The sequence below is a fragment of the Massilia sp. SYSU DXS3249 genome (genome assembly GCF_053668055.1).
On sequence record NZ_JBSIPX010000014.1, the window covers coordinates 119318 to 143200 of the forward strand.

The window sequence follows — 23883 nt, forward strand, 5'->3', positions numbered from 1 at the left end:
ATCGTGTTGTTGCTATTAAAAAAAGTAAAAGCCCACGCGCCGCCACGAAGCGGCGGTGCGTGTCGGTGAAAACATCGTTCAGTTGCCCGCTCAGTTACCGCTCAGTTGCCAGTGAGGCCACGGCGCTCGAGCAGCGGCTCGATGACCGGATCGCGCCCGCGGAAATTGCGGAACAGGTCCATCGCCTCGGCGGTGCCGCCGCGCGAGAGCAGGGTCTTGCGGAAGTGGTCGCCGTTCTTGCGCGACAGGCCGCCGTTCTGCGTGAACCATTGCACGGTGTCGGCGTCGAGCTTTTCGCTCCACAGGTAGGCGTAGTAGCCGGCCGAGTAACCGCCGTTCATCGAGTGCGAGAAATAGGTCGTGCGGTAGCGCGGCGGCACCGGTGCGAAGTCGACGCCGGCTTCTTTCAATGCTTTGGCTTCGAAGGCCAGCACGTCGCCTGGAATCTGCGCCGGGGTCAGCTGGTGCCAGCGCTGGTCGATCAGCGAGGCGGCCAGGTATTCGCTCGTCATGAAGCCCTGGTTGAATTTTTTAGCGGCGACGACCTTGTCGATCAGCTCTTTCGGCATCGGCGCGCCGGTCTTGTAGTGCTTCGCGTAGTTGGAGAGCACCTCAGGCCAGATCGCCCACATCTCGTTGACCTGCGACGGGTACTCGACGAAATCGCGTGGCACGCTGGTGCCCGAGAAGTGCGGGTACTTCACGTTCGAGAACATGCCGTGCAGCGCGTGGCCGAACTCGTGGAACATGGTGCGCACCTCGTCGTAGGTGAGCAGCGTCGGTTCGCCCGCGGCCGGCTTCGGGATGTTCTGGTGGTTGCCGACGACCGGCTTGCGGCCCAACAGGTGCGACTGCGACACGTATTCGTTCATCCATGCCCCGCCCTGCTTGTTGCCGCGCGCGTAGGGGTCGAAGATGAAGATCGCCAGCGGCTTGCCGTCGACGTCGAACACGTCGAAGGTGCGCACGTCCGGATCGTAGACCGGCAGGTCCTTGCGCTCCTTGAAGGTGATGCCGTATTCCTTGGTGGCGGCGAAGAAGACGCCGTTCACCAGCACGTTGTTCAGTTCGAAATACGGGCGCAGCTGGTTTTCGTCGAAGTTGTACTGGGCCGCGCGCACCTTGTCGCTGTAGAAGGCCCAGTCGTGGGCGGCGATCTGGAAGCCGCCTTTCTGGGCATCGACGATGCGCTGCATCGCCGCCGCTTCCTTCTTCGCGTTGCCGATCGCCGGCTTGGCCAGTTCGGCCAGCAGCTTGTTCACGGCGGCCGGGTTCTTCGCCGTTTCCAGTTCCTGCGAATAGGTTGCGTAGTTCGGGTAGCCGAGCAGGGTCGCGCGTTCGGCGCGCAGTTTCACCAGCTTCAGGACCAGCTCGCGGGTGTCGAATTCTCCGCCGCGCGAACCGCGGCTCATCGACGCAGCCTGCAGGCGCTCGCGCACGGCGCGATTCGTGAGGCTCGCCAGCGGCGGCTGGATGGTGGTGTTGGCGAGCGTGAGGACGTACTTGCCGTCCAGGCCGCGCTTTTTCGCTTCGGCGGCGGCGGCGGTGATTTCGGCATCGGACAGGCCGGCCAGCTCCTCGCGGGTGTTCACCACCAGCGCCGAGGCATTCGCTTCCTTCAGCACGCGCTGCGAGAAGTCCGATTGCAGCGAAGCGATCTGGCCGTTATAGCTTTTGAGCTTTTCCTTGTCGGCGTTCGAGAGCTTGGCGCCGGCGCGCACGAATTCCTTGTAGTAGCGCTCGAGCAGGAACTTCGCTTCAGCGTCCAGTCCCAGCTTGTCGCGCTTGGCGTGCAGGGTTTCGACCCGCTTGAACAGCTTCGGGTTCAGGTAGATCGCGTCGCTATGCGCCGCCAGCTTGGGCGACATCTCGCGGTCGATCGCATCCATGCGGTCGTTGGTATTGGCAGTCAGCAGGTTCGAGAACACGGCCCCCACGCGCGCCAGCATCTGGCCCGAACGCTCCATGGCGACGATCGTGTTGTCGAAGGTCGGCGCTTTCGGATTGTTGGCGATGCTGTCCACTTCGCGCAGCTGCTCGCGCATGCCGGCGGCGTAGGCCGGCAGGAAGTGCTCGTCCTTGATCTTGTCGAAGGCCGGGTAGTTGAGCGGCAGGCTGCTTGGTGTGGCGAAGGGGTTCGATGCGTCGAGCACAGTACCGGATGGGGCTTGTGCGGCAGGCGCTGCGGGGGCGGCAAAGGCGGTCCCGGCGATGGCCAGGCTGGCTGCGATGATGAGCATTTGTGGACGTTTCATGGTCTCTCTCATGAACTCGAAAGGGCTGCCCGCGGGATCGCCGCCGACAGGTGCGCGCCAGATCATAGCAGGCTTATTGCCGCGTCGGCACGCTGGAAACAATCCCATACAAACTTGTATAGACATCCCCTCGAACCCGATCGAAACGCAGCGTGGTAGCATCGCCGTCTCAAGACTGCCCTCCTCTCATGCCTTCTACCTTTCGTTCTTCGTATGACGCCATCGTCGTCGGCAGCGGCCCGGGCGGCGCCGCCACCGCGCGCGAGCTGGCGCGATGCGGCATGCGCGTGCTCGTGCTGGAACAGGGCAGCGCCGCTCCCCTAACGGGGACGGTGACGCAGATGGCGGCCATGGCGGCCGTGCCCGGCAAGGGCGCCTACTTCCACCGCGACGCTTCGCTGTTGGTGGCCGGCATTACCCTGGGCGGCAGCTCGGCCATCAACTTCGCCACCGCGGCCCCGCCGCCGCAGGCAATGTTCGCGCGCCACGGCATCGACCTGGCCCCGAGCCTGGCCAACCTGCGCGCCGAACTGCCGATGGCGCCCCTGCCCGATGGGTTGATAGGCCCGATGGCCGCGCGCATGATGAGCGCGGCGCGCGCCCTGTCGCTCGACTGGCACAAACTGGACAAGATGATCCGCCCGGAGAGCTGCCGCAGCGGCTGCTGGCGCTGCGTCTACGGCTGTCCCTTCGGCGCCAAGTGGACGGCGCGCGATTTCATCGACGAGGCCTGCCGCATGGGAGCGCAGCTGGTCGACCGCGCCCGCGTGCTGCGCGTGCTGGTCGCAAACGGCCGCGCGGCCGGCGTCGAGGTGGAGGTGGGCGGCAAGCGGCAATCGGTGTCCGCACCGCTGGTTGTGCTCTCCGCAGGTGGCATCGGCAGCCCACGGCTGCTGCATCAGTCGGGCCTGGGGCCGCGTAACTCCCCCTTCTTCAGCGATCCGGTGGTGGCGGTGATGGGCAGCTTGGACGACATCGACGGCGGCGCCGAGGTGCCGATGGCGGGCGGCCTGAATCTGCATGAGGAGGGCATCGCGCTGGCCGACCTGACCCTGCCGCAGCCGATGTACGCCGCTTTCGCGGCCCAGGTCGGCCGGGTCGACCGCCTGTTCGCGCACCGCCGCACCTTGTCGATGATGGTCAAGATCCGCGACGAGATCGGCGGTGCGGTCGGGCCGCGCTGGGCGGACAAGACGCTGCAGCCGGGGGACCGCCGCAAGCTGGCGCATGGCGTGCAGATGGCCAAGGCGATCCTGCGCGAAGCCGGGGCGCATCACATTTTCAAATCCTGGCATTTCGCGGCGCATCCGGGCGGGAGCGTGCGCATCGGAGAAGGGGTCGATGCGGATTTGCAGACGCGGACGGCGGGGCTGTATGTGTGCGATGCGTCGGTGATTCCGGAGCCGTGGGGGTTGCCGCCGACCTTGACTTTGCTGTGTTTGGGGAAGCGTCTGGGGGAACGGTTGGGAGGCGGTTTACGTAGGGTGGACTCCTGAGTCCACGCGTATGTTTGCACGGTGCCGGCTTGCGCGTGGAGTCGGGAGGCTCGGCGCCCCCTTCACACCCAACATCACGACTCGCCCAGGATCACCACCGAAAAAAAGGTCAGCGAGGCGCCGTTATACAGTTTAAGAAGCAGGCTGTTGCGGCCCTTCTTGAAACGCAGGGTGCGCGTGCCTTCGGCGAGGTTCCAGTCGGCGATCTCCTTGTGCATGCCGACATAGCCGGGGCTGCGGTACCAGGGCTTGAAACCGTCGCCGCTGCGCCAGACGAGACGCTCGTTGAACCACAATTTGGTGTCGTCGTCGCCGCCGATGGCCAGCGCCAGGTCGACGTCCTCGTCCACCGTCACTTCCGTGTAGGCGTAATAGACCGCATCCTGCGCGCGCAGCGTCGGCACCGTCGGATAGTGCGGGCTGGTGAGGTATTCCCAGGTGAGCCTGCTGCCGCCGACGCCGGCATACTCGGCGTCGAGGTCGACCAGCTGCTCGGGCGGGTAGACGAGGTCGATCGAACCGTGCGGGCCGCGTCCGGGGAAGGGACCGATGATGTGCCAGCGGTTCAGGTAGATGCGGCCGGCATGCGGGGCGCCCTTGCCGATGGCATGCGCACTGAGCTTGCGCACCGTGCCCGAATCCGCGGCCGGCAGGGCAGTGGCGGCGCCATACCCGCGTGCCAGCTTGCGCCCGGATGCCGTGAGGTCCCATTCGCCGCCCCGCGGCACTGCCGTCATGTGCATGCCGGTCTGTTCGATGTAGCCCCGGATGTCGATATGGGCCGCGTTCGGCACCTCCTCGCCGGGGACGCCTTCCCTGCCCGCCCCGCCGCTGCCCGCCTTGCCCGTGCCGCCATCGCCGCCACCGGCCAGTGCGCTCGGCTTGCCGCCGCCCAGCCCCCCGAGCGCACCCGCGGAACGCACGCGCGTGCCGCCCTGCGCGTGCCGCAATTGCTGCTCGCGCTTGAGCAGCGCAGCGCGCGCCAGTTGCTGGTGCTCGCGCAGTTCGGCGAGCGCCTCCCGGGTGCCCATGGCCTTGACCGGCGCGGCCGGCGCCTTGCGCTTAGTCGGCGGCAACTGGCGCATGGCCTGCTCTTGCGGAATGTTCAGCAGCCGCGCCAGTTCGCGCGCCTGGGCGCGGCGTTCCATCTGCTCGATCTCGGCACTGAATTGGCGCGCCCGCTCCAGCATCTGCCGGGGCGCGGCCGCGCTGTCCATCTTGCCGCCGGCGCCGGCGGTTGCCTGCGCCGCTCCGCCCTCCTGCCGGCTTTTCGCCAGCAGCGTCCTGATCTTCTCGATCTCCTGCACGCGCCGCCGGATGTCGGCCCCTTCCGCATTCCGGACGTGCCGCTCGAGCGTCGCCGACTTGACGCTGTAGGGCCCGGCGTAGAACACGGCGGCCAGCAGCCCCGCGTGCGCCGCGACCGACAGGATCAGGTAGGGCAGGCGGATCCTGGATGGGAGCAGCATCTCAGTCGCGCGTGTGCATGGCGATATTGGTCAGCCCGTCGAGCTGGCACAGGTCGAGCACGCGCACGATGTGCTGGTAGGAGGCGTCGCGGTCACCGTCGATCCGTATCCGGCGCTGCGGATCGGCGGACGCCTCGCGCGCGAGGATGGTGTGCAGCTCCTGTACCGTGACCGGCCTGGTATCGACGAACAGTGCGCCCGAGCGGTCGACCCCGATCACCAGCGCGTCGTCGGCCGCACCGGCCCGCACCACCGACGCTTCGGCGCTCGGCAACTGCACCGGCAGGACTTTCTGCGGCTTGTTGTTGGCCTGCTCCTTGAAGGTCGTCGCGAGCATGAAGAACATCAGCAGGAAGAAGATGCAGTCGATCATGGCCACCAGGCCGATCTCCGGCTCTTCATGCTCGGTGAGATTAATACGCATCGGCAGCCACCTTGTGCTCGATGCTGGATTGCCCGTCGCGAGCGCATTCGTCGAGCAATTGGTCGACCACCTGCTCCAGGCGCAGTCCGTAGGCGGTCACGCGGTGCTTGAAAAAATGGTGCGCCGCCAGCGCCCCCAGTGCGACCGTCAGTCCCGCGGCCGTGCACACCAGGGCCTTGGAGATGCCGCCGGCGAGCAGGGCCGGATTGCCCATGCCGCCCGCGTAGGCGATCGCGTGGAAGGACTCGACCATCCCGATGACCGTACCCAGCAGGCCGATGATCGGCGCGATGGTCGCCACGACCGCCAGCGGATAGGCCCTCTGCTGGTGCTGGCGCAATTCACGCGACGCGATATCCGCGCAGGCGCCCGCTACTGCGGCCTGGGGCTGATGGCGTTTCTCCAGCATGCAGGCCACGATGCGCGCCAGCGTGCTGTCGCTCTCCAGCGCCATGACTTCGACCTGCCGGAACTTCCGGCTGCGCCACAGCGTGACGACCTCGGCCGCCATGCCCTCGGGGATGAGCGCTGCGCGCTGCAGATGCCGCGCGCGCTCGATCGTCACGGCCAGCGCCAGGACCGAGATCGCCAGGATCACGACCATCGTGGCGCCCCCGTGGATGACCTGGTCGAACACGTTGAGTTCCTGCGCCAGCGCGGCCGGCGCGACGAGACTGCCTAACAGTAGGGGTGAGCGTCTTTTCAACATGGATGGTCCTGAAAAAATCATGCACCAAGGTGTCAACCCATCGGATTGTCCCTGCCTAAAAAACCAGTATTGCCATATCCTAGCATTGTATTTTTCTACATAGTAGAAAATATTACGCCACAAAGATGCATTTTTATTGACTTACGCAGACAGTCCGGGCGAGGAGATGCCATGGAAGAGAGTGAGGGAAAGGCGGCCTGTTGCTAGTGCAGCGATACCGCAGGCGTCATTGCGCACACGGTCGAATCAACAGGTCCGTGCTACCATCAGATGCACTTTTGATATCCTATTGCCGGGTTCTCCATGATCTCCAGCACTGCCGCAGATATCCAGCGCCGGCTCGACGACCTGCTCGATCATTTGCCCGCAGGTGTCGTGGTGCACGGCGCGGACGGCTGCATCCTGCATGCCAACCGGCTTGCCTGCGAACTGATCGGGCGAAGCCTGGAGCAGCTTCGTGGCATCGCTTCCGACAGCACGGCCTGGCACTTCCTGTGCGACGACGGTCATCCGATGCTGCCAGAAGAGTTCCCCGTTAACCTCGTCCTGCGCACCGGCCGCCAGCAGTCGCAGGTCGTCGTCGGCCTGTGCAGCGAGGGATCCGCCCCGGTACGCTGGCTGATCTGCAACGCCTATCCGGAAATCGGTCTCGACGGCCTGCTGTGCAGGGTCGTCGTGTGCTTTACCGATTGCACTGCGCTGAAACAGGCGGAACAAAGGCTGCAAAAATCCGAGGAGCGGCTGCGCCTGGTACTGCAGGGTTCGACCGACGCCCCCTGGGATTACGATCTCGTGAAGAACGAAGTGTATTACTCCGAGCGCTGGTGGACCATGCTGGGCTATCTGCCGGGCGAGCTTGGCTGCCATACCGGTCTCTGGCAGGAGCTGATGCATCCCGACGACAAACCGCGCATTACCGATTACTGGAACGACCTGCTGGAGGGCGACCGCGAAACCTACAGCGTCGAGTGGCGCCTGCGCCATCGCGACGGGCATTACGTACCTGTCCTGTCGCGCGGGTTCGTCACCCGTGACCCCAGCGGCAAGGCCCTGCGGGTGTCGGGTACCAATACCGACCTCACCGAACGCAAGCTTGCCGAGCAACGCATTTACGAACTGGCCAACTTCGACCACCTGACCGGCTTGCCGAACCGCCGCCTGCTGGTGGAGGAACTGGACAAGGCACTGGCCCGCAGCCAGCGTTCGGGACGCATGGGCGCCGTGATATTCCTCGACCTGGACAATTTCAAGCTGCTCAACGATACGATGGGCCATGATGTGGGCGACATGTTGCTGCGCCAGGTCGCCGAGCGCCTGCGCCACTGCGACCAGCTCGCTCGCCTGGGTGGCGATGAGTTCGTGCTGGTGCTCGAAGAGCTTGGCAAGGACCTGCACGAGGCCGTAGCCGAAACACACCACGTCCTGGAAAAACTGCAGGCGGCGATGGGTCAGCCGTATCACCTGAACGGGCGGCTGTTCCTGAGCACGCCAAGCATCGGCGTGGCGCTCTTCGACGGTACCTCGAACGAGATCGACACCCTGCTCAAACAAGCCGATCTCGCCATGTACCGTGCCAAATCGGAGGGGCGCAACACGGCGCGTTTCTTCGATCCCTACATGCAAGCAGCAGCCGAGCACCAGGCGGCGCTCGAGCATGCCCTGCGCGCGGGCCTCTCCGAGCAACAGTTTGTCCTGTTCTGCCAGCCCCAATTCGATAGCCAGGGACACCTGGTCGGCGCCGAGGTGCTGGTACGCTGGCGTCACCCCGGTGGCAAGCTGCTCGCGCCCGATGAGTTCATCGGCCTGGCGGAATCCTCGGGGCTGATCATCCCGCTAGGCCAGTTCGTGCTCGAGGAAAGCTGCCGCGCCCTGGCGCGCTGGCGCACGGACCGCACGCTTGCCAGGCTCGAACTTGCGGTCAACATCAGCGCACACCAGATGCGCAGCGACGACTTTGCAGGGAAAGTCGCCGACATCCTTCAGGATACCGGCGCGCCAGCCGACAGGTTATGCCTGGAGCTCACGGAGAGCGTCTTCGCGGAAAACGTCTCCGAAATCATCGCCCACATGCAGCAACTGTGCAGCCAGGGCGTGCGTTTTTCGCTGGACGACTTCGGCACCGGTTATTCCTCGCTCGCTTACCTGCGGCGCTTTCCGCTGACGGCATTGAAGATCGACCGCTCGTTCGTGCACGACGTGCACCTGGATCCGGACGCGGTCCCGATCGTGGAGGCGATCATCGCCCTGGCGCGCAAGCTCAAGCTCGACATCGTCGCCGAAGGCGTCGAGCACGAAGCGCAGCGCAGCTTCCTGGTCGATGGTGGCTGCGGCGCACTGCAGGGCTACCTGTTGGGCAGGCCGGTGCCGATCCGGGAGTTCGAAAGGATGTACAGCAGTGCCGGGATCGGTCACGCGTAAGAACCCCACTACAAGGCCTTCTGGATGCTTCCGGCAGGCCGGGCGCATCGCCCATTCCCCTGCTTAAGAGCGGCGCAGATCGAGGCCGGCAGCAAAGCCGGCGGATCGCCCGCAAAGCACAGCATGCAATTTGGTCTCAACAAGTTGCAACTACACAACAACTTTAAGATGCCTTCCTGGGCATCCATCACTCCTCTCGACTTCCGATATTCGGCGAAGAGCACCGAATATGCCTGCAACGTCTGCATATTTGCAAAAAAACAGTAATGCAATAACTCATGAACGTACATACTGCAAATTGCCAGATTGCAATCTGTTGTCGCAATTCAAATTATTTGTACATACAATTGTTTCAATTCTCTTGCACCAGTAGGGGCTTTGTACATACGGGCAAGAGAGTGCAAACGTCATCCGGAATATCGGTCGACTTATAAAAAATATGAGGAGAAGACTTTATGGCAGTAAAGACGCAACTGGCTCGTGCGATCACCCTGGCATTCGGCGCGACTGCGCTATCGTTGAGCATGAGCTCGACAGTATTGGCACAGTCGAACACCACGGGTAACGTGTACGGCGCGGTGGAAAGCCCTGCGGGCGCGACGGTCGTCATCGAAAATCTGGACACCAAGCTGCGCCGCACCACTGCGGTCGAGAACAATGGCCGCTTCCAGGCGACCTCGCTGCCGCCGGGCCGCTATGCGGTCCAGCTGGTGCGCGATGGCAAGGTCATCGATACCCGCGAAGTCGAGGTACTGATCGGCCAGGGCGCCGAAGCCGTGTTCACGACCCAGCGCGTGCAGGTGGTTGGCCGCCGCCGCGCGATCGACGTTACCAATACCAACAACGGCGCCACCTTTACTGCCTCCCAACTGCAAAAACTGCCGATTGCACGTAACGTCGAGTCGATCGTCCTGATCGCCCCGAACACCACCCAGGGCGACAACCGCTACCCGGGCGGCGCCAACAGCTTCGGCGGCGGCGCGGTGTCGGAAAACTCGTACTACGTCAACGGCTTCCCGGTCACCAACCCGCTGACCCAGCTGGGCTACATGGAACTGCCCTTCGGCGCGATCGGCCAGGCGCAGATCCTGACCGGCGGCTTCGGCGCAGAATTCGGCCGCTCGGTCGGCGGCGTGGCCAACATCACGACCAAGAGCGGTACCAACCGCTGGGAAGCGGGCGGCGTGGTGCAATGGGAGCCGAAGAAGCTCGCTGCCAGCCAGGAAGACATCCGTTACCCGGTCGTTGGCGGAACCAACACCGCCGCCACCGACGGTACCCTGTACCGCCAGCGCTCGGCCAACGAAACCGACCGCAAGCTGGTGGGCGTGAGCGTCGGCGGTCCGCTGATCCAGGACAAGCTGTTCATGTTCGGCTCGCTGGAATCGTCGCAGACCGATTTCTCGGGCACCAACGCGATCAACGGCCTGCGTACCAGCACCTCGGCCGGCATCCGCGGCTGGGAAGAGTCGGAAACCAAGACTACCCGCTACCTGGTCAAGCTCGACTGGAACATCAACGACAACCACCGCCTCGAATACACCGGCTTCGGCGACACGTCGAAGAAGGATAAATTCCTGTCCGGCTACAACTACGCCACCCTGGTGCGCAACGGCACCATCGGCGCGAGCGAGCATTACAAGAACTTCTCGGGCGAAACTCCGGTCGGCGGCATCGTCAACATTGCCAAGTACACCGGCAACCTGACCGACAACCTGACGCTGCTGGCCCTGTACGGCCGCTCGAAAACGAAGCATGAGAACACCTACGGCACCTATCCGGGCGTGAACCCGAACGTGTACCAGGTCACTTCGACCGTCGCGGCACGCGCTCCAGGCGTTTCCTATCCGAACCCGAACCCGATCAGCGGCAACATTCCGGTGACGGGCGGCGAGGACACGGTCGAGTCGGCACGTCTGGACCTCGAATACAAACTGGGCAACCACACCATCCGTGCCGGTATCGACGAAAACCGTCTCAGCTCCGAGGACGCCGGCCTGTTCCGCGCTGGCGGCGGCCTGTGGGCCTACGGGCGCAGCTCGCAGCCGGCCACTACCCCGATTCCGCTGCAAAACGTGGTCGTCGCACCGGCCAGCGGCGGCGGCCTGGGTCTCCAGGGTTACTACGTCACCGAAACCAAATTTACCTCGGTCACGGACGCGTATTCGGACCAGTCGGCGCAATACATCGAAGACCGCTGGCAAGTCACCAAGGACTTGCTGCTGACGATCGGCGTGCGTAACGAGCAGTTCGAGAACCGCAATGGCGACAACCAGAAATTCATGGACATCAAGGACCAGATCGCGCCGCGCTTCTCGGCCGCCTGGGACGTCTACGGCGACGCTTCGTTCAAGGTGTTCGGATCGGCCGGCCGCTATTTCGTGCAGGTGCCGACCAATATCTCGGTGCGTGGCGCTTCGCGTTCGCTGTTCACCAGCCAGGCCTTCACCTATACCGGCGTCGATCCTGCCACCGGCACGCCGCTGGGCCTGGTGCCGCTGGTGCCGGCGCCGTTCTCGACCAACAACGAGTACTTCCAGGTCAAGCATCCGCAAAGCGTTGCCGCGACCAACCTGCGTCCGACCTACCAGGACGAGCTGACGCTCGGCATCGAGCGCGCGCTCACGCCCGACCTCACCTTCGGCGCGCGCGCAACCTACCGTACCCTGCGCTCGACCATCGACGACATGTGCGACAACCGTCCGTTCCTGGCCTGGCTGGCGCGCAACCCGGGCGTGAACACCTCGAAATGGACCGGCTTCGGCTGCGCGGCATTCAACCCGGGCGAGGACAACACCTTCCTGGTCGACTTCGCCAACACCGGCAGCAACCTGACCGAAGTGAAGCTGAGCGCGGCCGACCTCGGCTTCGCCGAAGCCAAGCGTACCTACAAGGCGATCGACCTGTTCCTCGAGCACCCGCTGCGCAATGGCTGGTACGGCAAGGTGAACTACACCTGGTCCAAGAACTACGGCAACACCGAAGGCCAGACCCAGTCGGATATTGGCCAGCTCGACGTCTCGCACACCGTCAGCTGGGACAAGCCTGAGCTGATGCGCGGCAAGTACGGCCCGCTGCCGAACGACCGCACCCACCAGCTGAAGGCCTTCGGCTTCTACCAGGTCACGCCGGAATGGATGGTCGGCGGCAACCTGCTGGCACAGTCGGGCCGTCCGAAGAACTGCCTGGGCGCCGACCCGACCGTGCCGGCCGCACACAGCTATGGTTCCTACTATGACACCTGCTTCGGCCGTCCCGCTCCGCGTGGCTCCGAAGGCCGCCTGCCGTGGACCACGCGCCTGGACCTGAACGTGGCCTACATGCCGGCCTTCGTGCCAGGCCTGAGCGCCAAGCTCGACGTGTTTAACGTCGCGAACCGCCAGACCACCCAGTCGATCCAGGAACAGCTGAACAGCGGTTCGACCCAGACCTTGCTGGACAGCTACCACCGTGTCCTGTCGACCCAGACGCCGCGGTATGGCCGCTTCACGGTCGAGTACAACCACAAGTTCTAAGCTGTAGGCTGCTTGCTCGATGAAAGCCGCGGATGCAAGTCCGCGGTTTTTTTTTTGACCTTCCGGCTCAAAGCGCGCAGGTACGAAAACCCACGAAGATGTCGTCACGCCCGGCCGTATAAAAATTGCGGAAATGGGGCGAGCGCAAGCGCTCCGGTGTCGCGAACGACGCTCCGCGCAAGACCTGGCAGCGGCCGAAATACGGCGCCGAGTATTCGCGGTAGCGGTCCGCGGCGAAACCGGCATACGGTAAAAAGGGCGATGCCGTCCATTCCCACAACTGGCCCCAGCCGAAACCGGGCCGGCTTGATGCCGCCACCCATTCCCACTCCTGCTCCAGCGGCAGGCGCCGTCCCGCCCAGCGGCAATACGCTTCGGCCTCGTGCAGGCTCACATGGCGCACGGGTTCGCAGGGATCGAGCGTGGCCCGGCTGCCGAAACGCAGGGCGTGCCAGTGATCGCCTGCCGCTTCGCGCTGCCAGTAGCGCGGCGCAACGCGTCCGGTTTCCCGCAGCCAGGCACGCCCGGCCTCGCTCCAGTAGCCGGGGCGCTGGTAGCCGCCATCGCGCATGAAGGCAAGATAGGACGCATTCGACACCAGCTGCGCATCGATCGAGAACGGGGCGACCTCGCATGGTGCCGCCTGCCTTTCGTTGTCGAACACGAAGCCAGCGTCCTGCTCGCCACCGAGCAGGAAGCTGGCGCCCTCGACGGCGATCTCGGCCGGCCTTGGCGCGACAGGGGCCAACACGGGCACGGGCGTCGCCACGCCCAGGGCCTGCATGGTGTACAGCAGGGCTTCGCCATGCATGTCCTCGTGTGCCAGCGCCAGGCGGTAGGGGTACAGGGCAGCGTCGCCGCCGGACGTGTCCGCCAGCCGCGCGCGGATGGCGTCGAGCACCGCGCCGCAGTAAGCCTTGAGCACGTTCGAAGGGGGCAGGTCGAGCGTCCAGCGGCTGTCGTGGGTCACCGTGTTCGAGTCGAACCAGCGGTCGCCGTGCTCCAGCAGCGATGGGCCACGGGCGTCGCCCGGTGCGCTGCCGGCGGCCTCGCGCAGGACGTACCACTCGGCGAACCAGGCCAGGTGCCCGAGTTCCCACAGCGGCGGATTCAGGGTAGGCAGGCGCGGCACGCGCGCCGCCCGGTCATAGCCGGCGGCGGCCAGCGCCTCGAACAGCGTCAGCGTATGCCGGCGCGCGTCCTGCAGCGCGGCGTCGAGCGCGGGCGCGCCCATCCGGCGAAACGATGCATGGTGGGTAGTCATGCACCCATTGTAAGGAGATCAGTAATGCGGCGGGCGCTCGTTGACTGGATTCTGCCGCCCCACCTCGCGCAGCGTACGCAGGTGCTCGCCCAGCGTGTTCACCATGGCTTCGAGCTGGTCGATGCGGCGCGCCTGCTGGTAGACGGTCGTGTTCAGGGAATCGACCAGGTCTTCCATGTGCGCCAGCTTGATTTCGATATCAACAAAACGGTCTTCGTGTTCCACGGCGGTTCCTGGCTGATTGAAAGTGGGCGGCATTATGACATCAGCTTGTCGGCGTCCGGCTTCGGCGTGTTCAGCAGAGCCTTCAGGCTCGCCAGGCGGTCCTTCGGGCTGATGATTTCGGATTCCTGGGGCACGGCAATGCCTTCGTCGAGCGCCATCTCCTTGATGAAGCGCGAGGGGTCGCAGTGCACCAGTTCGCCGGCGCGCTTCCTCTTCTTGCACCAGGTGACCTGCAGCGAGCGCTGGGCGCGCGTGATGCCGACGTACATCAGGCGCCGTTCTTCCTGGATGCGGGCGGCGATCTTTTCGATCGGGTCGTCCGGGTCGCCCTTGTGCGGCAGAATCCCCTCTTCCACGCCGACCAGGAACACGTGCGGATACTCCAGCCCTTTCGAGGCGTGCAACGTGGACATGCGCACCGCGTCCTGCTCTTCGTCCTGGCCTTCCAGCATGGACATCAGCGCCACCATCTGCGTCAGCTCCAGCAGGTTTTTCTCTTCGCCGGTGCCGTCGCGGCCGCCGTTGCCGCGTTCCTTCAGCCAGTTGGTGAATTCCATGACGTTCTGCCACTTGGCCTGCGCTGCGCGGTCGTCGAAGTTCTCGTACAGGTAGTGCTCGTAGTTCATCTCCTTCATCATGTCGTCGAGCACCTCGGCTGCGTTTTCTCCGCTGCCCGAGGGTCCGGGGCGGGTGGCGCGGCTTTCCAGCTCGTCGATGAAGCGGCAGAAGTCGCGCAAGGGATGCAGCTGGCGGTCCTGCAGCTTCGCTTCCAATCCTCCCTTGCTGGCCGCCTCATACAGCGAGCAGTTCCACTGCTTCGACACTTCGCCCAGCACTTCCAATGTCGCCATGCCGACGCCGCGCTTCGGTGTCGTCACCGCGCGGATGAAGGCCGGGTCGTCGTCCTGGTTGGCGATCAGGCGCAGGTAGGCGATGATGTCCTTGATCTCGGCCTTGTCGAAAAAGCTCTGGCCGCCCGACATGGTGTAGGGGATGCGCTCCTTGCGCAGCGCCTGCTCGATGATGCGCGCCTGGTGGTTGCCACGGTACAGGATCGCGTAATCGGTCCACTTGTTCTTGCGCTGGAAATGATCCGCCGAGATCATGATTGCGACCTGGTCGGCTTCCTGCTCGTCGCTCTGCATGCCCAGCACCTTGATCGGTTCGCCCAGGCCGTGTTCCGACCACAGCGACTTTTCGAAGAGTTTCGGGTTGTTGCCGATGACGGCGTTCGCCGCCTGCAGGATGCGCGTGGTCGAGCGGTAGTTCTGCTCGAGTTTGATGACGCGCAGGTCCGGGAAGTCGGTCTGCAGGGTTTTCAAATTTTCGACCGAGGCGCCGCGCCAGGCGTAGATCGCCTGGTCGTCGTCGCCGACGGCGGTGAACATCGGCTTTTTGCCGATGCCGGTCACCAGCAGTTTCACCAGTTCGTACTGGCAGGTATTCGTGTCCTGGTATTCGTCCATCAGCAGGTAGCGCAATCGTCTCTGCCAGCGGTCGCGGATCGGGTCGTTGTTGCGGAACAGCTCCACCGGCAGGCGGATCAGGTCGTCGAAGTCGACCGCCTGGTAGGCCTGCAGGGTCGCCACGTAGCTGCGGTAGATGCGGCCGGCCTGGGCTTCGTCCTCATCTTTCGCGTCCTTGATCGCGTCTTCCGGATCGACCAGGCCGTTTTTCCACAGCGAGATCATGTTCTGGATGCGGCGCACTTCCTGCTTGTCGGTGGTGACGGCCAGACTCGAGACGATGGTGTAGCAGTCGTCGCTGTCCATGATCGAGAACTTGTCCTTCAGGCCGACGCCGGCCGCCTCCTGGCGCAGGATTTTCACGCCCAGCGAGTGGAAGGTGGAGACCGTCAACTGCTTGGCCTGCTTGGGCTGCTTGAGCAGTTTGCCGATGCGCTCCTGCATCTCGAGCGCGGCTTTATTCGTGAAGGTCAGCGCGGCGATCGTGCGCGGATCGTAGCCGCAGTGCTCGATCATGTAGGCGATCTTTTGCGTGATCACCCGCGTCTTGCCCGAGCCGGCGCCGGCCAGCACCAGGCAGGGGCCGTCGAGATAGAGCGCGGCTTCGCTTTGCGGCCCGTTCAGGCCGAACTTTGGTGCGTTGGACATGGGAAATATTCTTGAAGACAGCCGAGCATTGTAACGAAGCCGCAGGGCCTGCGCGCTACAATGTTCAGCATGAAAAAATTGCTTATTTTGCTGCTGGCGTGGACGATGGCGCTGCCTGTGTCGGCGCGCCCGCTGCTGGTCGCTGCCGCCAGCGATCTCGGCTATTGTATCGACGAACTCGTCGGCGCGTACCGGAAAACCGCACCCGATGCCGAGCTCAAGGTCTCGCTTGGTGCGTCTGGCAACTTTTTTGCACAAATTCGCAACGGTGCCCCTTTCGGCGTGTTCTTGTCGGCCGACATGGACTACCCGCGCCAGCTCGGCAAGCTCGGCGCGGCCGACGGCGCCACCCTGACGCCCTATGCCATCGGCCGCATTGCCCTGTGGTCGCTCGACCCGCGGATCGACCCGGCGCGCGGGCTGGCAGCCCTCGTCGCCGACAAGCGTGTGCTGCGCGTGGCCATCGCCAACCCGACCACGGCGCCCTATGGCCGCGCCGCCAAAGCCGCCCTGGAGCGCGACGGCCTGTGGAACGCGGTGCAGCCGAAACTCGTGGTCGGAGAAAACATTGCCCAGACCGCGCAATTCGTCCAGACCGGGAACGCCCAGGTCGGCATCGTTTCCTTCGCGACCCTGCACGCGACCAAGCTGAAAGGCGTGGGCCGGTATGCCCTGGTGCCGCACGCGGGGCTGGCCCCGATCGAACAAGGCGCCATCGTCACCCGCGCCGGGGCGGACCACCCGCATGCGGCCGGCTTCGTGCGTTTCCTCGCTTCCCCTGAAGCACGCGCGATTCTGGTGCGCAACGGCTTCGACCTCCCGGGCGCCGCCCGATGACGGCTTGGCAGTTCCCGGCCGAACTGTGGGACGCCATCGGGCTCACCCTGCGGCTGGCCGCCGTCACTTCCATCGTGCTGCTGATCATCGGCATTCCGCTGGCCAATTGGCTCAACAACAGCAAGATGCGCGGCATCATTTTTATCGAGACCCTGGTCAGCCTGCCGATCGTGCTGCCGCCCACCGTGATCGGCTTTTATTTGCTGATGCTGATGGCGCCCCAGCAGCCGGTCGGCGCGGCCTGGATGAGCGTGTTCGGCCATCCCCTGCCGTTTTCCTTCGCCGGGCTGGTGGCCGGTTCCGTGCTGTACAGCCTGCCGTTCGCGGTGCAGCCCTTCCAGGCCGCGTTTCGCGGCGTCGGGCGCGACATGGTGCAGTCGGCGCTGGCGCTGGGCCTGACCAGGCGCCAAACCTTCTGGTCCATCGTGATGCCGCTGTCGAAACACGGCCTGCTGACCGGCGTGTCGCTCAGCTTTGCACACACGATGGGCGAATTCGGCGTGGTGCTGATGCTGGGCGGGAACATCCCTGGACAGACGCGGGTGGCCTCGATTGCGCTCTACGATGAAGCCCAGAAGTTGAATTACGGCGCGGCGCACGCATATGCCCTGGTGTTGCTGGCGATTTCCTTCGCCATCCTGATCGGCATTGCATTCCTGCAGCGCAGGCAGAACGCGATCCTGCTGTCGAACTAAGCACGGCAGGAGCTGTATCGGCTACCATGCGCCCTACTTTTACGAGCACGAGACACGATGAAATTTGAACACCTGATTGGAATCAACGACCCGATGAACCCGCTCGCCCACACCATCACGCGCGAACAGCTGTGGCGCGGGCTGGTGGTGCGTGCGGAACAGCCGAAGCTGTTCATCCCCCACCTCGACGAATGCATCATCGGCGAGCGCGAGAGCGGCATCTTCAAGCGCCGCCTGCGCTACGGCGACCTGATCGTCGAAGACACGGTGCTGCTCTCCCCGCTGCACGAGGTGCGCTACGACGTGCCGGCGCAGGGCGAGATCAGCGCCTCGAGCCTGACCATGACGATCGAGGCGCCGGACGAATACCAGTTGTTCGTGCGCTTCCTCTACGACGACGGCATGGGCGAAGCGCTCGACCCGGCCAGCCAGATGTATGCCGATTTCAAGAAATCGGCATACCAGGAAGCCGATATCGACACCGTGCGCATCGTGCGCCAGATGGCCGAGCAGGGCAAACTGGATGCGAGTTATTTGAACTAAGCGCAGGCCGGGTCTCGTAGGGTGGACACTTGTGTCCACGCTGTCTCAGCGTATGCATCGCGACGACGTTCACTTGGCGCTGCGGCCGTTCCGATGTTGATACCGCGTGGGCACAAGTGCCCACCCTACAAAAGCTGCCTTGCTCAGGTGCCCGGCTCCGAATCGGCCGCGTCCGTGTGGTTCGTTTCCTTCGCCAGCTCCGCGGCCAGGTCACGCAGCGCCGTGCGCACGCCCTCTTCGATCACCGGGTGATAGAACGGCATGTCGAGCATCTGCGGCACCGTCAGTCTCGCCTGCACCGCCCAGGCCAGCAGGTGGGCAATGTTCTCGCCGCGCGGCCCGATCATCTCCGCGCCGAGAAAACGGCAGGTGCCGTACTCGGCGTACACGCGCAGCATGCCCTTGTTCTGCAACATGACGCGGCTGCGTCCCTGGTTCTCGAACGAGACCTTCCCGATCGCAAATTTCGGCCTTCCTCCCTCGCACAAGGACCGGTAGTTCCTGCCGAGCGTGGCGATGTTCGGTTCGGTAAAAGCGATCCCCAGCGGCGTGCGGCGCAGGCCCGGGCGCACGTCGGGATAGCGGCCGGCATTCTCGCCGGCGATCTTGCCGTGGTCGGCCGCCTCGGCCAGCAGCGGCAGCTCGTTGTTGGCGTCGCCCGCGATGAAGATGTGGCTGTTCCCGCACTGCATGGTGCGGCTGTCGAAGACGGGCACGCCGTTTTCCTGCAGTTCCAGCCCGGTTTCCTCCAGCCCCAGGCCGTGCACGTTCGGACGGCGTCCGGTCGCCACCAGCACGTACTGGAAGCGTTCGGTGGATTCCTTGCCGAGCGCATCGCGCGTGGTCAGCAGGACCTCGTCGCCCTGCTGCTCTGCGCGCACCACTTCGGTCTGGAAGCGCAGGTCGAGTTCCTCGTTCAGGGTACGCATGGCCGCGTGCAGCACCTCGGGGTCGCTCAGGTGGGCCACGCTGCCGCCGCGCGCGAAGATGCTCACGCGTACGCCGAGGCGGGTCAGGGCCTGTCCCAGTTCCAGCCCGATCACGCCCGAGCCGATCACGGCCACCGAGCTGGGCAGATCATCCCAGTAAAACACGTCGTCGCTGGTGACAATGCCGGGGCCGACGTTTTTCAATTGCGGCAGCACGACCGGCGTCGAACCGGTGGCGATCACGAAGCGCTGCGCTTCGATTTCAAGATGGTCGTCGATGCGCAGGGTGTGCGGACTCGTAAAACGGGCATGGCCGCGGATCCGGTCTTCTTCGGGAAAGCCCTCGACGCTCTCGAGCACGAAGCCGACAAACCGGTCGCGCTCGCGCCGCACGCGTTCCATCACGGCGCGCCCATCGATGCGTTTTTCGCCCGGATGCACGCCGAAGCCCGGCGCCACGTCCAGCATGTGGGCGGCGTCGGCTGCGGCAATCAGGAGCTTGCTCGGCATGCAGCCGACGCGGGCGCAGGTGGTGCCGTAGTGGCCGCCTTCGATGACGACCGTGCGCGCGCCTTGCGCATGGGCCGCGCGGTAGGCGGACATGCCTGCGGTGCCGGTGCCGATCACGGCGACGTCGACTTGTAGTGTGTTCATGTTGATCCCCATCGTGTACAACAAACCATACGCCGTTTTGCCATTAAATGTCGAGCGGGTCCACTTCCAGCGACCAGCGCACGCGCGTCTTCATCGCGCGCAGCAGGGACAGCCACTCCTTCAGGAAGGCCTGCAGCGCCGGGCGCGACGGCGACTCGACCAGCAACTGGGCGCGGTCGACGTTGTACACGCGCGTCATCGTCATCGGGATCGGGTCGTTGATCGTCACCGCCTCGGTCGGCAAGATGTCGCGCGCCTCTTCCAGGAAGGCGATCGCGGTCGCCAGCTCGGGCGCCTCGGCGCGCAGCAGCGCCTGGTACATGTAGGGCGGCAGCGCGGCCTGGTGGCGCTCTTCGAGCAGGTTCATGGCAAAGCGGTCGTAGTCGTGGCGCACCACCGCCGAATACAGCGGGTGCTGGGCGTAGCGGGTCTGGATCAGCACCTCGGAAGCGAGACCGGCACGCCCCGCCCTGCCCGCCACCTGCATCAGCTGCGCGAACAGGCGCTCGCTGGCGCGGTAGTCCTGCGAGAACAGGGCCGTGTCCGGATTGAGGATGCCGACCAGGGTCAGCTTTTTGAAGTCGTGGCCCTTGGCGACCATTTGGGTGCCGATCAGGATGTCGACTTCTCCCCGGTGCACGGTGTCGAAGGCTTCCTGGGCGCTGCCCTTTTTACGGGTGGAGTCGGCGTCGATGCGCAGGATGCGCGCCTGCGGGAACATCGCCGCCAGCCCTTCCTCGAAACGCTGGGTGCCGCGCCCGAGCGGCTGCAGGTCGACGTTGCCGCAGGTCGGGCAATGCCGCGGGATGCGCAGCTCCAGGCTGCAGTGGTGGCAGCGCAGCCGGTGTTCGGGCTTGTGCAGCACCATGAAGGAGGTGCAGCGGGTGCAGTTGCTGATCCAGCCGCAGGATTCGCAGGTGATCACGGGGGCGTAGCCGCGCCGGTTCAGGAACAGCAGCGATTGCTCTCCCCGCTCCAGGCGAGCGCGCAGGGCGGCCAGCAGGCCGCTGGTGAGGCCGTCCTTCGGCTTGTCGCGTTCCATGTCGAGCAGGCGCACGGTCGGCAGCACGGCGTCGCGCACGGCGCGCTCGCGCAGCGGCAGGAGCTCGTAGCGGCCGGTCTGGGCATGGTGCCAGCTTTCCAGCGAGGGTGTGGCCGAACCGAGCACGATCGGGATCGCCAGCTGGCGCGCACGCCAGACGGCCAGGTCGCGCGCCGAATACCGTAAACCTTCCTGCTGTTTATAGGAGGGGTCGTGCTCCTCGTCGATGACGATCAGCTGCAGGTGCGGCAGCGAAGCGAGGATCGCCAGGCGCGTACCGAGCACGATGCGGGCATGGCCCTGGTGCGCCGCCAGCCAGTGCAGCATGCGCTCGCCTTCGGACAGGCTGCTGTGCAGCGTGGCCAGCATCAGGCCGGGGAAGCGGGCGCGGATGTTCCCCTCCAGCTGGGGCGTCAGGTTGATCTCGGGGACCAGGATCAGGATTTGCGCCTGCGGGTCGCGCGCCAGCACCTGGGCGCAGGCCTGCAGGTACACCTCGGTCTTGCCGCTGCCGGTGACGCCGTACAGCAGCGCCGGCGTAAAACCGGCCGCGCCGCCGATGGCGTCGGCCGCCTGCTGCTGGGAGGGGTTCAGGGGCGGCATGTTCACCGGGGCCGGGTCGCCCGGCGGCCCCAGCTTCGCCAGTTTTTTCAGCGCGCGGTCGAGGGCGACGGTTTTCGGTACCCGCAAATTCTTCGGCAGGCCGGGCAGCGCCACTTCGCCGAGCGGGCGCTGGTAGTAGTCGGCCGCGAAACCCGCCAGCGCCAGCCATTGGGGCGAGAGCGGGGACAACTGATCGCGCACGGCGATCGCATTCTTCAGCTTGTCGGGCGGGACATCGCTCTCGGCCACGATGGCCACGATCAGGCCGACGACCTCACGCCGCCCGAAACTGACCAGCGCCAGCTGCCCGACCTGCGGCGCAGCATCGCCCTCGTAGGACCAGCCGTAGTCGAACACGCTGTTGAGCGGCGTATCGAGCGCGATTTGAAGAATGCAGTACGACAATCTTGACCTTATTCTTGAGGCTGTGGACAACTTTGTGGAGAATGAAGCGCTTGACCCGTGGAGAAGTTTACGTTAAGTCAAACGATCCGTTGTTCAAACAAAACTACGGGGAAATAACTCATGCAAATTCAATGACTTAGCATCATCAAAGTAGTCCACAGCAACTACCTTCCCCTACCGCAACGATTGTGTATAACTGCGTTTTTGCTTCTAGTAAATGGTCAGCGCCTGTGACGATTTAAACAAGTATCTCCGATGCATACGGTAAGTGCTTGTCAACGCTGGACTTTTTATTGATGAGTTAAGCGGCCTGTTGATAACTTTGTGAACAAGGGTGAACAAACCCGCATTTCTGTTACGGAAAACTCGCTTCCCAGCGGTTATTTCCCGTCCATGAGACAGATAAAAATCAGCAATTTCAATGGCTTAGCTCGCTCGCCCACCTACTGTACATGTCCACAGCCTGCAAGGCCATGGTTTTACAACATGTGAACAAGTGTGATTTTGCTGCAGTGCGAAGGGGGCCGTGGACCGCCAAAGCGGTCCGGCGGCATGCGCCGTAAAGCCCACGTGCCGCTTGCTTGCCCCTGCCTTGTCCTCAGCCGGCGCGCTGGCGGCGGCTGAAGTTGTGCACCGCTTCCACCATCGCCGTCACCGATTCCGGCGGTGTGAATTGCGAGATGCCGTGACCCAGGTTGAACACGTGGCCCGAGCCCTCCGATGGGGTGCCGTAGGCCGTCAGCGAGCGCTCGACCTCAACGCGGATCTGCTCCGGCGAGGCGAACAGGATGGCCGGATCGAGGTTGCCCTGCAGGGCGACGCGGTCGCCGACCAGCGCCCTGGCGCGGCCCAGGTTCATGGTCCAGTCCAGGCCGAGCGCATCGGCGCCGATGTCCGCCATTTCCTCCAACCAGATGCCGCCGCCCTTGGTGAAGACAATCGCCGGGATACGCACGCCGTCCTTTTCGCGCTGGAGCTGGCTCACCACCTTCTCCATGTAGCGCAGCGAGAATTCCTGGTAGGCGCCGTCGGCCAGCGCACCGCCCCAGGAATCGAAGATCATGACCGCCTGGGCGCCGGCGTCGATCTGCGCGTTCAGGTACTGGGCGACGGCGGTGGCATTGATGTCCAGGATGCGGTGCATCAGGTCCGGGCGCGCGTACAGCATCTTCTTGATGGTGTGGAATTCGCGCGAGCCCTGGCCCTCGACCATGTAGCAGGCCAGGGTCCACGGGCTGCCCGAGAAGCCGATCAGCGGCACGCGGCCGTTGATCTCGGTACGGATTTGCGTGACGGCCTTGAAGACGTAGTCGAGCAAGGCCATGTCGGGCACCTGCAGCGCCATCACGTCGGCCTCGGTGCGCAGAGGGCGCTCGAACTTCGGGCCTTCGCCGTCGGCGAAATACAGGCCGAGTCCCATCGCGTCGGGCACGGTCAGGATGTCCGAGAACAGGATCGAGGCATCCAGCGCATAGCGGTCGAGCGGCTGCAGCGTCACTTCGGTGGCGTAATCCGGATTCTTTGCCAGGCCCAGGAACGAACCGGCACGCGCGCGGGTGGCGCGGTATTCCGGCAGGTAGCGCCCCGCCTGCCGCATCAGCCAGACAGGCGTGTACTCGGTCGGCTGGCGCAGCAGCGCGCGCAGGAAGGTATCGTTCTTGAGCGGGGCAAATTGTGGCATGGCTGACAATGGATGACGTCGGAAGAGGGCTATTATCGCATCCTCTCGGCCCGCCGGACACTGGCGTCATCTCCGCCGCCGGTCGATGGCAGGAGGCGTCCCGGATCTTCAGCCGCCGGAGCGCTTCGGATGATGGCCCAGCTTCGCGAGCGTCTCCATGACCAGCTCGCAGTGGTCGCCCTGCACTTCGATGACGCCGTCCTTCACGGTGCCGCCCGAGCCGCAGGCCGTGCGCAACTGCTTGCCCAGCAGGGCCAGCGCGGCGGCGTCGAGCGCCAGCCCCTTGACGAGGGTGACGCTCTTGCCGCCCCGGCCCTTGGTCTGGCGCGACACGCGCACCACGCCATCGCCCACGGGTACTGTTTTCGCCTTGCAGGTGCACTGGTCGAGGGGCTGGCGGCAGCCGGGGCACATGCGCCCGCCGTCGGTGGAATAGACCAGGCCGCTGTTGAAACTGCTTTTCATGTCTTGCTCAACCATTTCTTCGTGTGAAGCAGGCGAGTCTATCAGTACTTGCGCGCCCGCTTCCGGCTGCGCACCCAGGCGCTCCCATTGCGCACGCCTGGCGTGACTCTGCCTGCCGGTCCGCGCTCTTATAATGCGAT

General features: G+C 64.6%; 17 protein-coding genes. 6 read left to right on the forward strand and 11 right to left on the reverse strand.

The window, feature by feature from the left end; translation table 11 throughout:
• Window positions 1-101: 101 nt before the first annotated feature.
• On the reverse strand, window positions 102-2255 hold the full coding sequence (locus ACWCIA_RS16650) for a M3 family metallopeptidase (RefSeq protein WP_454165043.1): 2154 nt from the start codon (window positions 2253-2255) through the stop codon (window positions 102-104).
• 188 nt (window positions 2256-2443) lie between these two features.
• On the opposite strand from ACWCIA_RS16650, the gene ACWCIA_RS16655 reads away from it, so the two are divergent.
• Window positions 2444-3751 carry an FAD-dependent oxidoreductase gene (locus tag ACWCIA_RS16655; RefSeq protein WP_454165045.1) on the forward strand — a complete coding sequence of 436 codons (1308 nt, stop codon included), beginning with the start codon at window positions 2444-2446 and terminating at the stop codon, window positions 3749-3751.
• A gap of 74 nt (window positions 3752-3825) precedes the next feature.
• On the opposite strand, the gene ACWCIA_RS16660 is transcribed toward ACWCIA_RS16655, so the two are convergent.
• The 3 genes from ACWCIA_RS16660 to ACWCIA_RS16670 are packed head-to-tail and all read right to left on the reverse strand — an operon-like array spanning window position 3826 to window position 6353.
• The gene (locus tag ACWCIA_RS16660) at window positions 3826-5220 is read right to left on the reverse strand and encodes a hypothetical protein (protein ID WP_454165047.1); all 1395 of its coding nucleotides are present in this window, start codon (window positions 5218-5220) and stop codon (window positions 3826-3828) included.
• 1 nt (window position 5221) lies between these two features.
• Complete coding sequence (locus tag ACWCIA_RS16665; RefSeq protein ID WP_454165049.1) at window positions 5222-5644, reverse strand: ExbD/TolR family protein; 423 nt, start codon at window positions 5642-5644, stop codon at window positions 5222-5224.
• Window positions 5634-6353, reverse strand: a complete 720-nt coding sequence (locus ACWCIA_RS16670; protein ID WP_454165050.1) for a MotA/TolQ/ExbB proton channel family protein — start codon at window positions 6351-6353, stop codon at window positions 5634-5636. Before ACWCIA_RS16670 ends, ACWCIA_RS16665 begins: the two co-directional genes overlap by 11 nt.
• A 303-nt stretch (window positions 6354-6656) precedes the next feature.
• Here ACWCIA_RS16670 and ACWCIA_RS16675 point away from each other — a divergent pair, with 303 nt between their 5' ends.
• Window positions 6657-8771, forward strand: coding sequence for a sensor domain-containing protein (locus tag ACWCIA_RS16675; protein WP_454165052.1), 2115 nt, complete (start codon window positions 6657-6659; stop codon window positions 8769-8771).
• A gap of 524 nt (window positions 8772-9295) precedes the next feature.
• A complete protein-coding gene (locus tag ACWCIA_RS16680) occupies window positions 9296-12286 on the forward strand; it encodes a TonB-dependent receptor (RefSeq protein ID WP_454165054.1) in 2991 nt (996 codons plus the stop codon).
• 67 nt (window positions 12287-12353) lie between these two features.
• On the opposite strand, the gene senA is transcribed toward ACWCIA_RS16680, so the two are convergent.
• Genes senA through ACWCIA_RS16695 form a run of 3 tightly spaced genes read right to left on the reverse strand, consistent with a single transcriptional unit; the run spans window position 12354 to window position 15889 of the window.
• Window positions 12354-13550, reverse strand: a complete 1197-nt coding sequence (senA, locus tag ACWCIA_RS16685; protein ID WP_454165056.1) for a selenoneine synthase SenA — start codon at window positions 13548-13550, stop codon at window positions 12354-12356.
• An 18-nt stretch (window positions 13551-13568) separates the two neighbouring features.
• Entirely contained in the window at window positions 13569-13775 is a 207-nt protein-coding gene (locus tag ACWCIA_RS16690) for a SlyX family protein (protein ID WP_454165058.1), read from the reverse strand.
• Between the two features lie 32 nt (window positions 13776-13807).
• Window positions 13808-15889 carry a UvrD-helicase domain-containing protein gene (locus tag ACWCIA_RS16695; RefSeq protein WP_454165060.1) on the reverse strand — a complete coding sequence of 694 codons (2082 nt, stop codon included), beginning with the start codon at window positions 15887-15889 and terminating at the stop codon, window positions 13808-13810.
• Between the two features lie 69 nt (window positions 15890-15958).
• On the opposite strand from ACWCIA_RS16695, the gene modA reads away from it, so the two are divergent.
• The 3 genes from modA to ACWCIA_RS16710 are packed head-to-tail and all read left to right on the forward strand — an operon-like array spanning window position 15959 to window position 17964.
• A complete protein-coding gene (gene modA, locus ACWCIA_RS16700; protein ID WP_454165062.1) occupies window positions 15959-16726 on the forward strand; it encodes a molybdate ABC transporter substrate-binding protein in 768 nt (255 codons plus the stop codon).
• Window positions 16723-17421, forward strand: coding sequence for a molybdate ABC transporter permease subunit (gene modB / locus ACWCIA_RS16705; RefSeq protein WP_454165064.1), 699 nt, complete (start codon window positions 16723-16725; stop codon window positions 17419-17421). Before modA ends, modB begins: the two co-directional genes overlap by 4 nt.
• A 57-nt stretch (window positions 17422-17478) precedes the next feature.
• On the forward strand, window positions 17479-17964 hold the full coding sequence (locus ACWCIA_RS16710) for an SRPBCC family protein (protein WP_454165066.1): 486 nt from the start codon (window positions 17479-17481) through the stop codon (window positions 17962-17964).
• Between the two features lie 143 nt (window positions 17965-18107).
• On the opposite strand, the gene ACWCIA_RS16715 is transcribed toward ACWCIA_RS16710, so the two are convergent.
• From ACWCIA_RS16715 to ACWCIA_RS16730, 4 genes are all read right to left on the reverse strand, one after another.
• The gene (locus ACWCIA_RS16715) at window positions 18108-19547 is read right to left on the reverse strand and encodes a dihydrolipoyl dehydrogenase (protein ID WP_454165068.1); all 1440 of its coding nucleotides are present in this window, start codon (window positions 19545-19547) and stop codon (window positions 18108-18110) included.
• A 43-nt stretch (window positions 19548-19590) separates the two neighbouring features.
• Window positions 19591-21597, reverse strand: coding sequence for a primosomal protein N' (locus tag ACWCIA_RS16720; protein ID WP_454165070.1), 2007 nt, complete (start codon window positions 21595-21597; stop codon window positions 19591-19593).
• 598 nt (window positions 21598-22195) lie between these two features.
• Entirely contained in the window at window positions 22196-23278 is a 1083-nt protein-coding gene (gene hemE / locus ACWCIA_RS16725; RefSeq protein WP_454165072.1) for a uroporphyrinogen decarboxylase, read from the reverse strand.
• A gap of 108 nt (window positions 23279-23386) precedes the next feature.
• A complete protein-coding gene (locus ACWCIA_RS16730) occupies window positions 23387-23743 on the reverse strand; it encodes a translation initiation factor Sui1 (protein WP_454165074.1) in 357 nt (118 codons plus the stop codon).
• Between the last annotated feature and the right edge of the window lie 140 nt (window positions 23744-23883).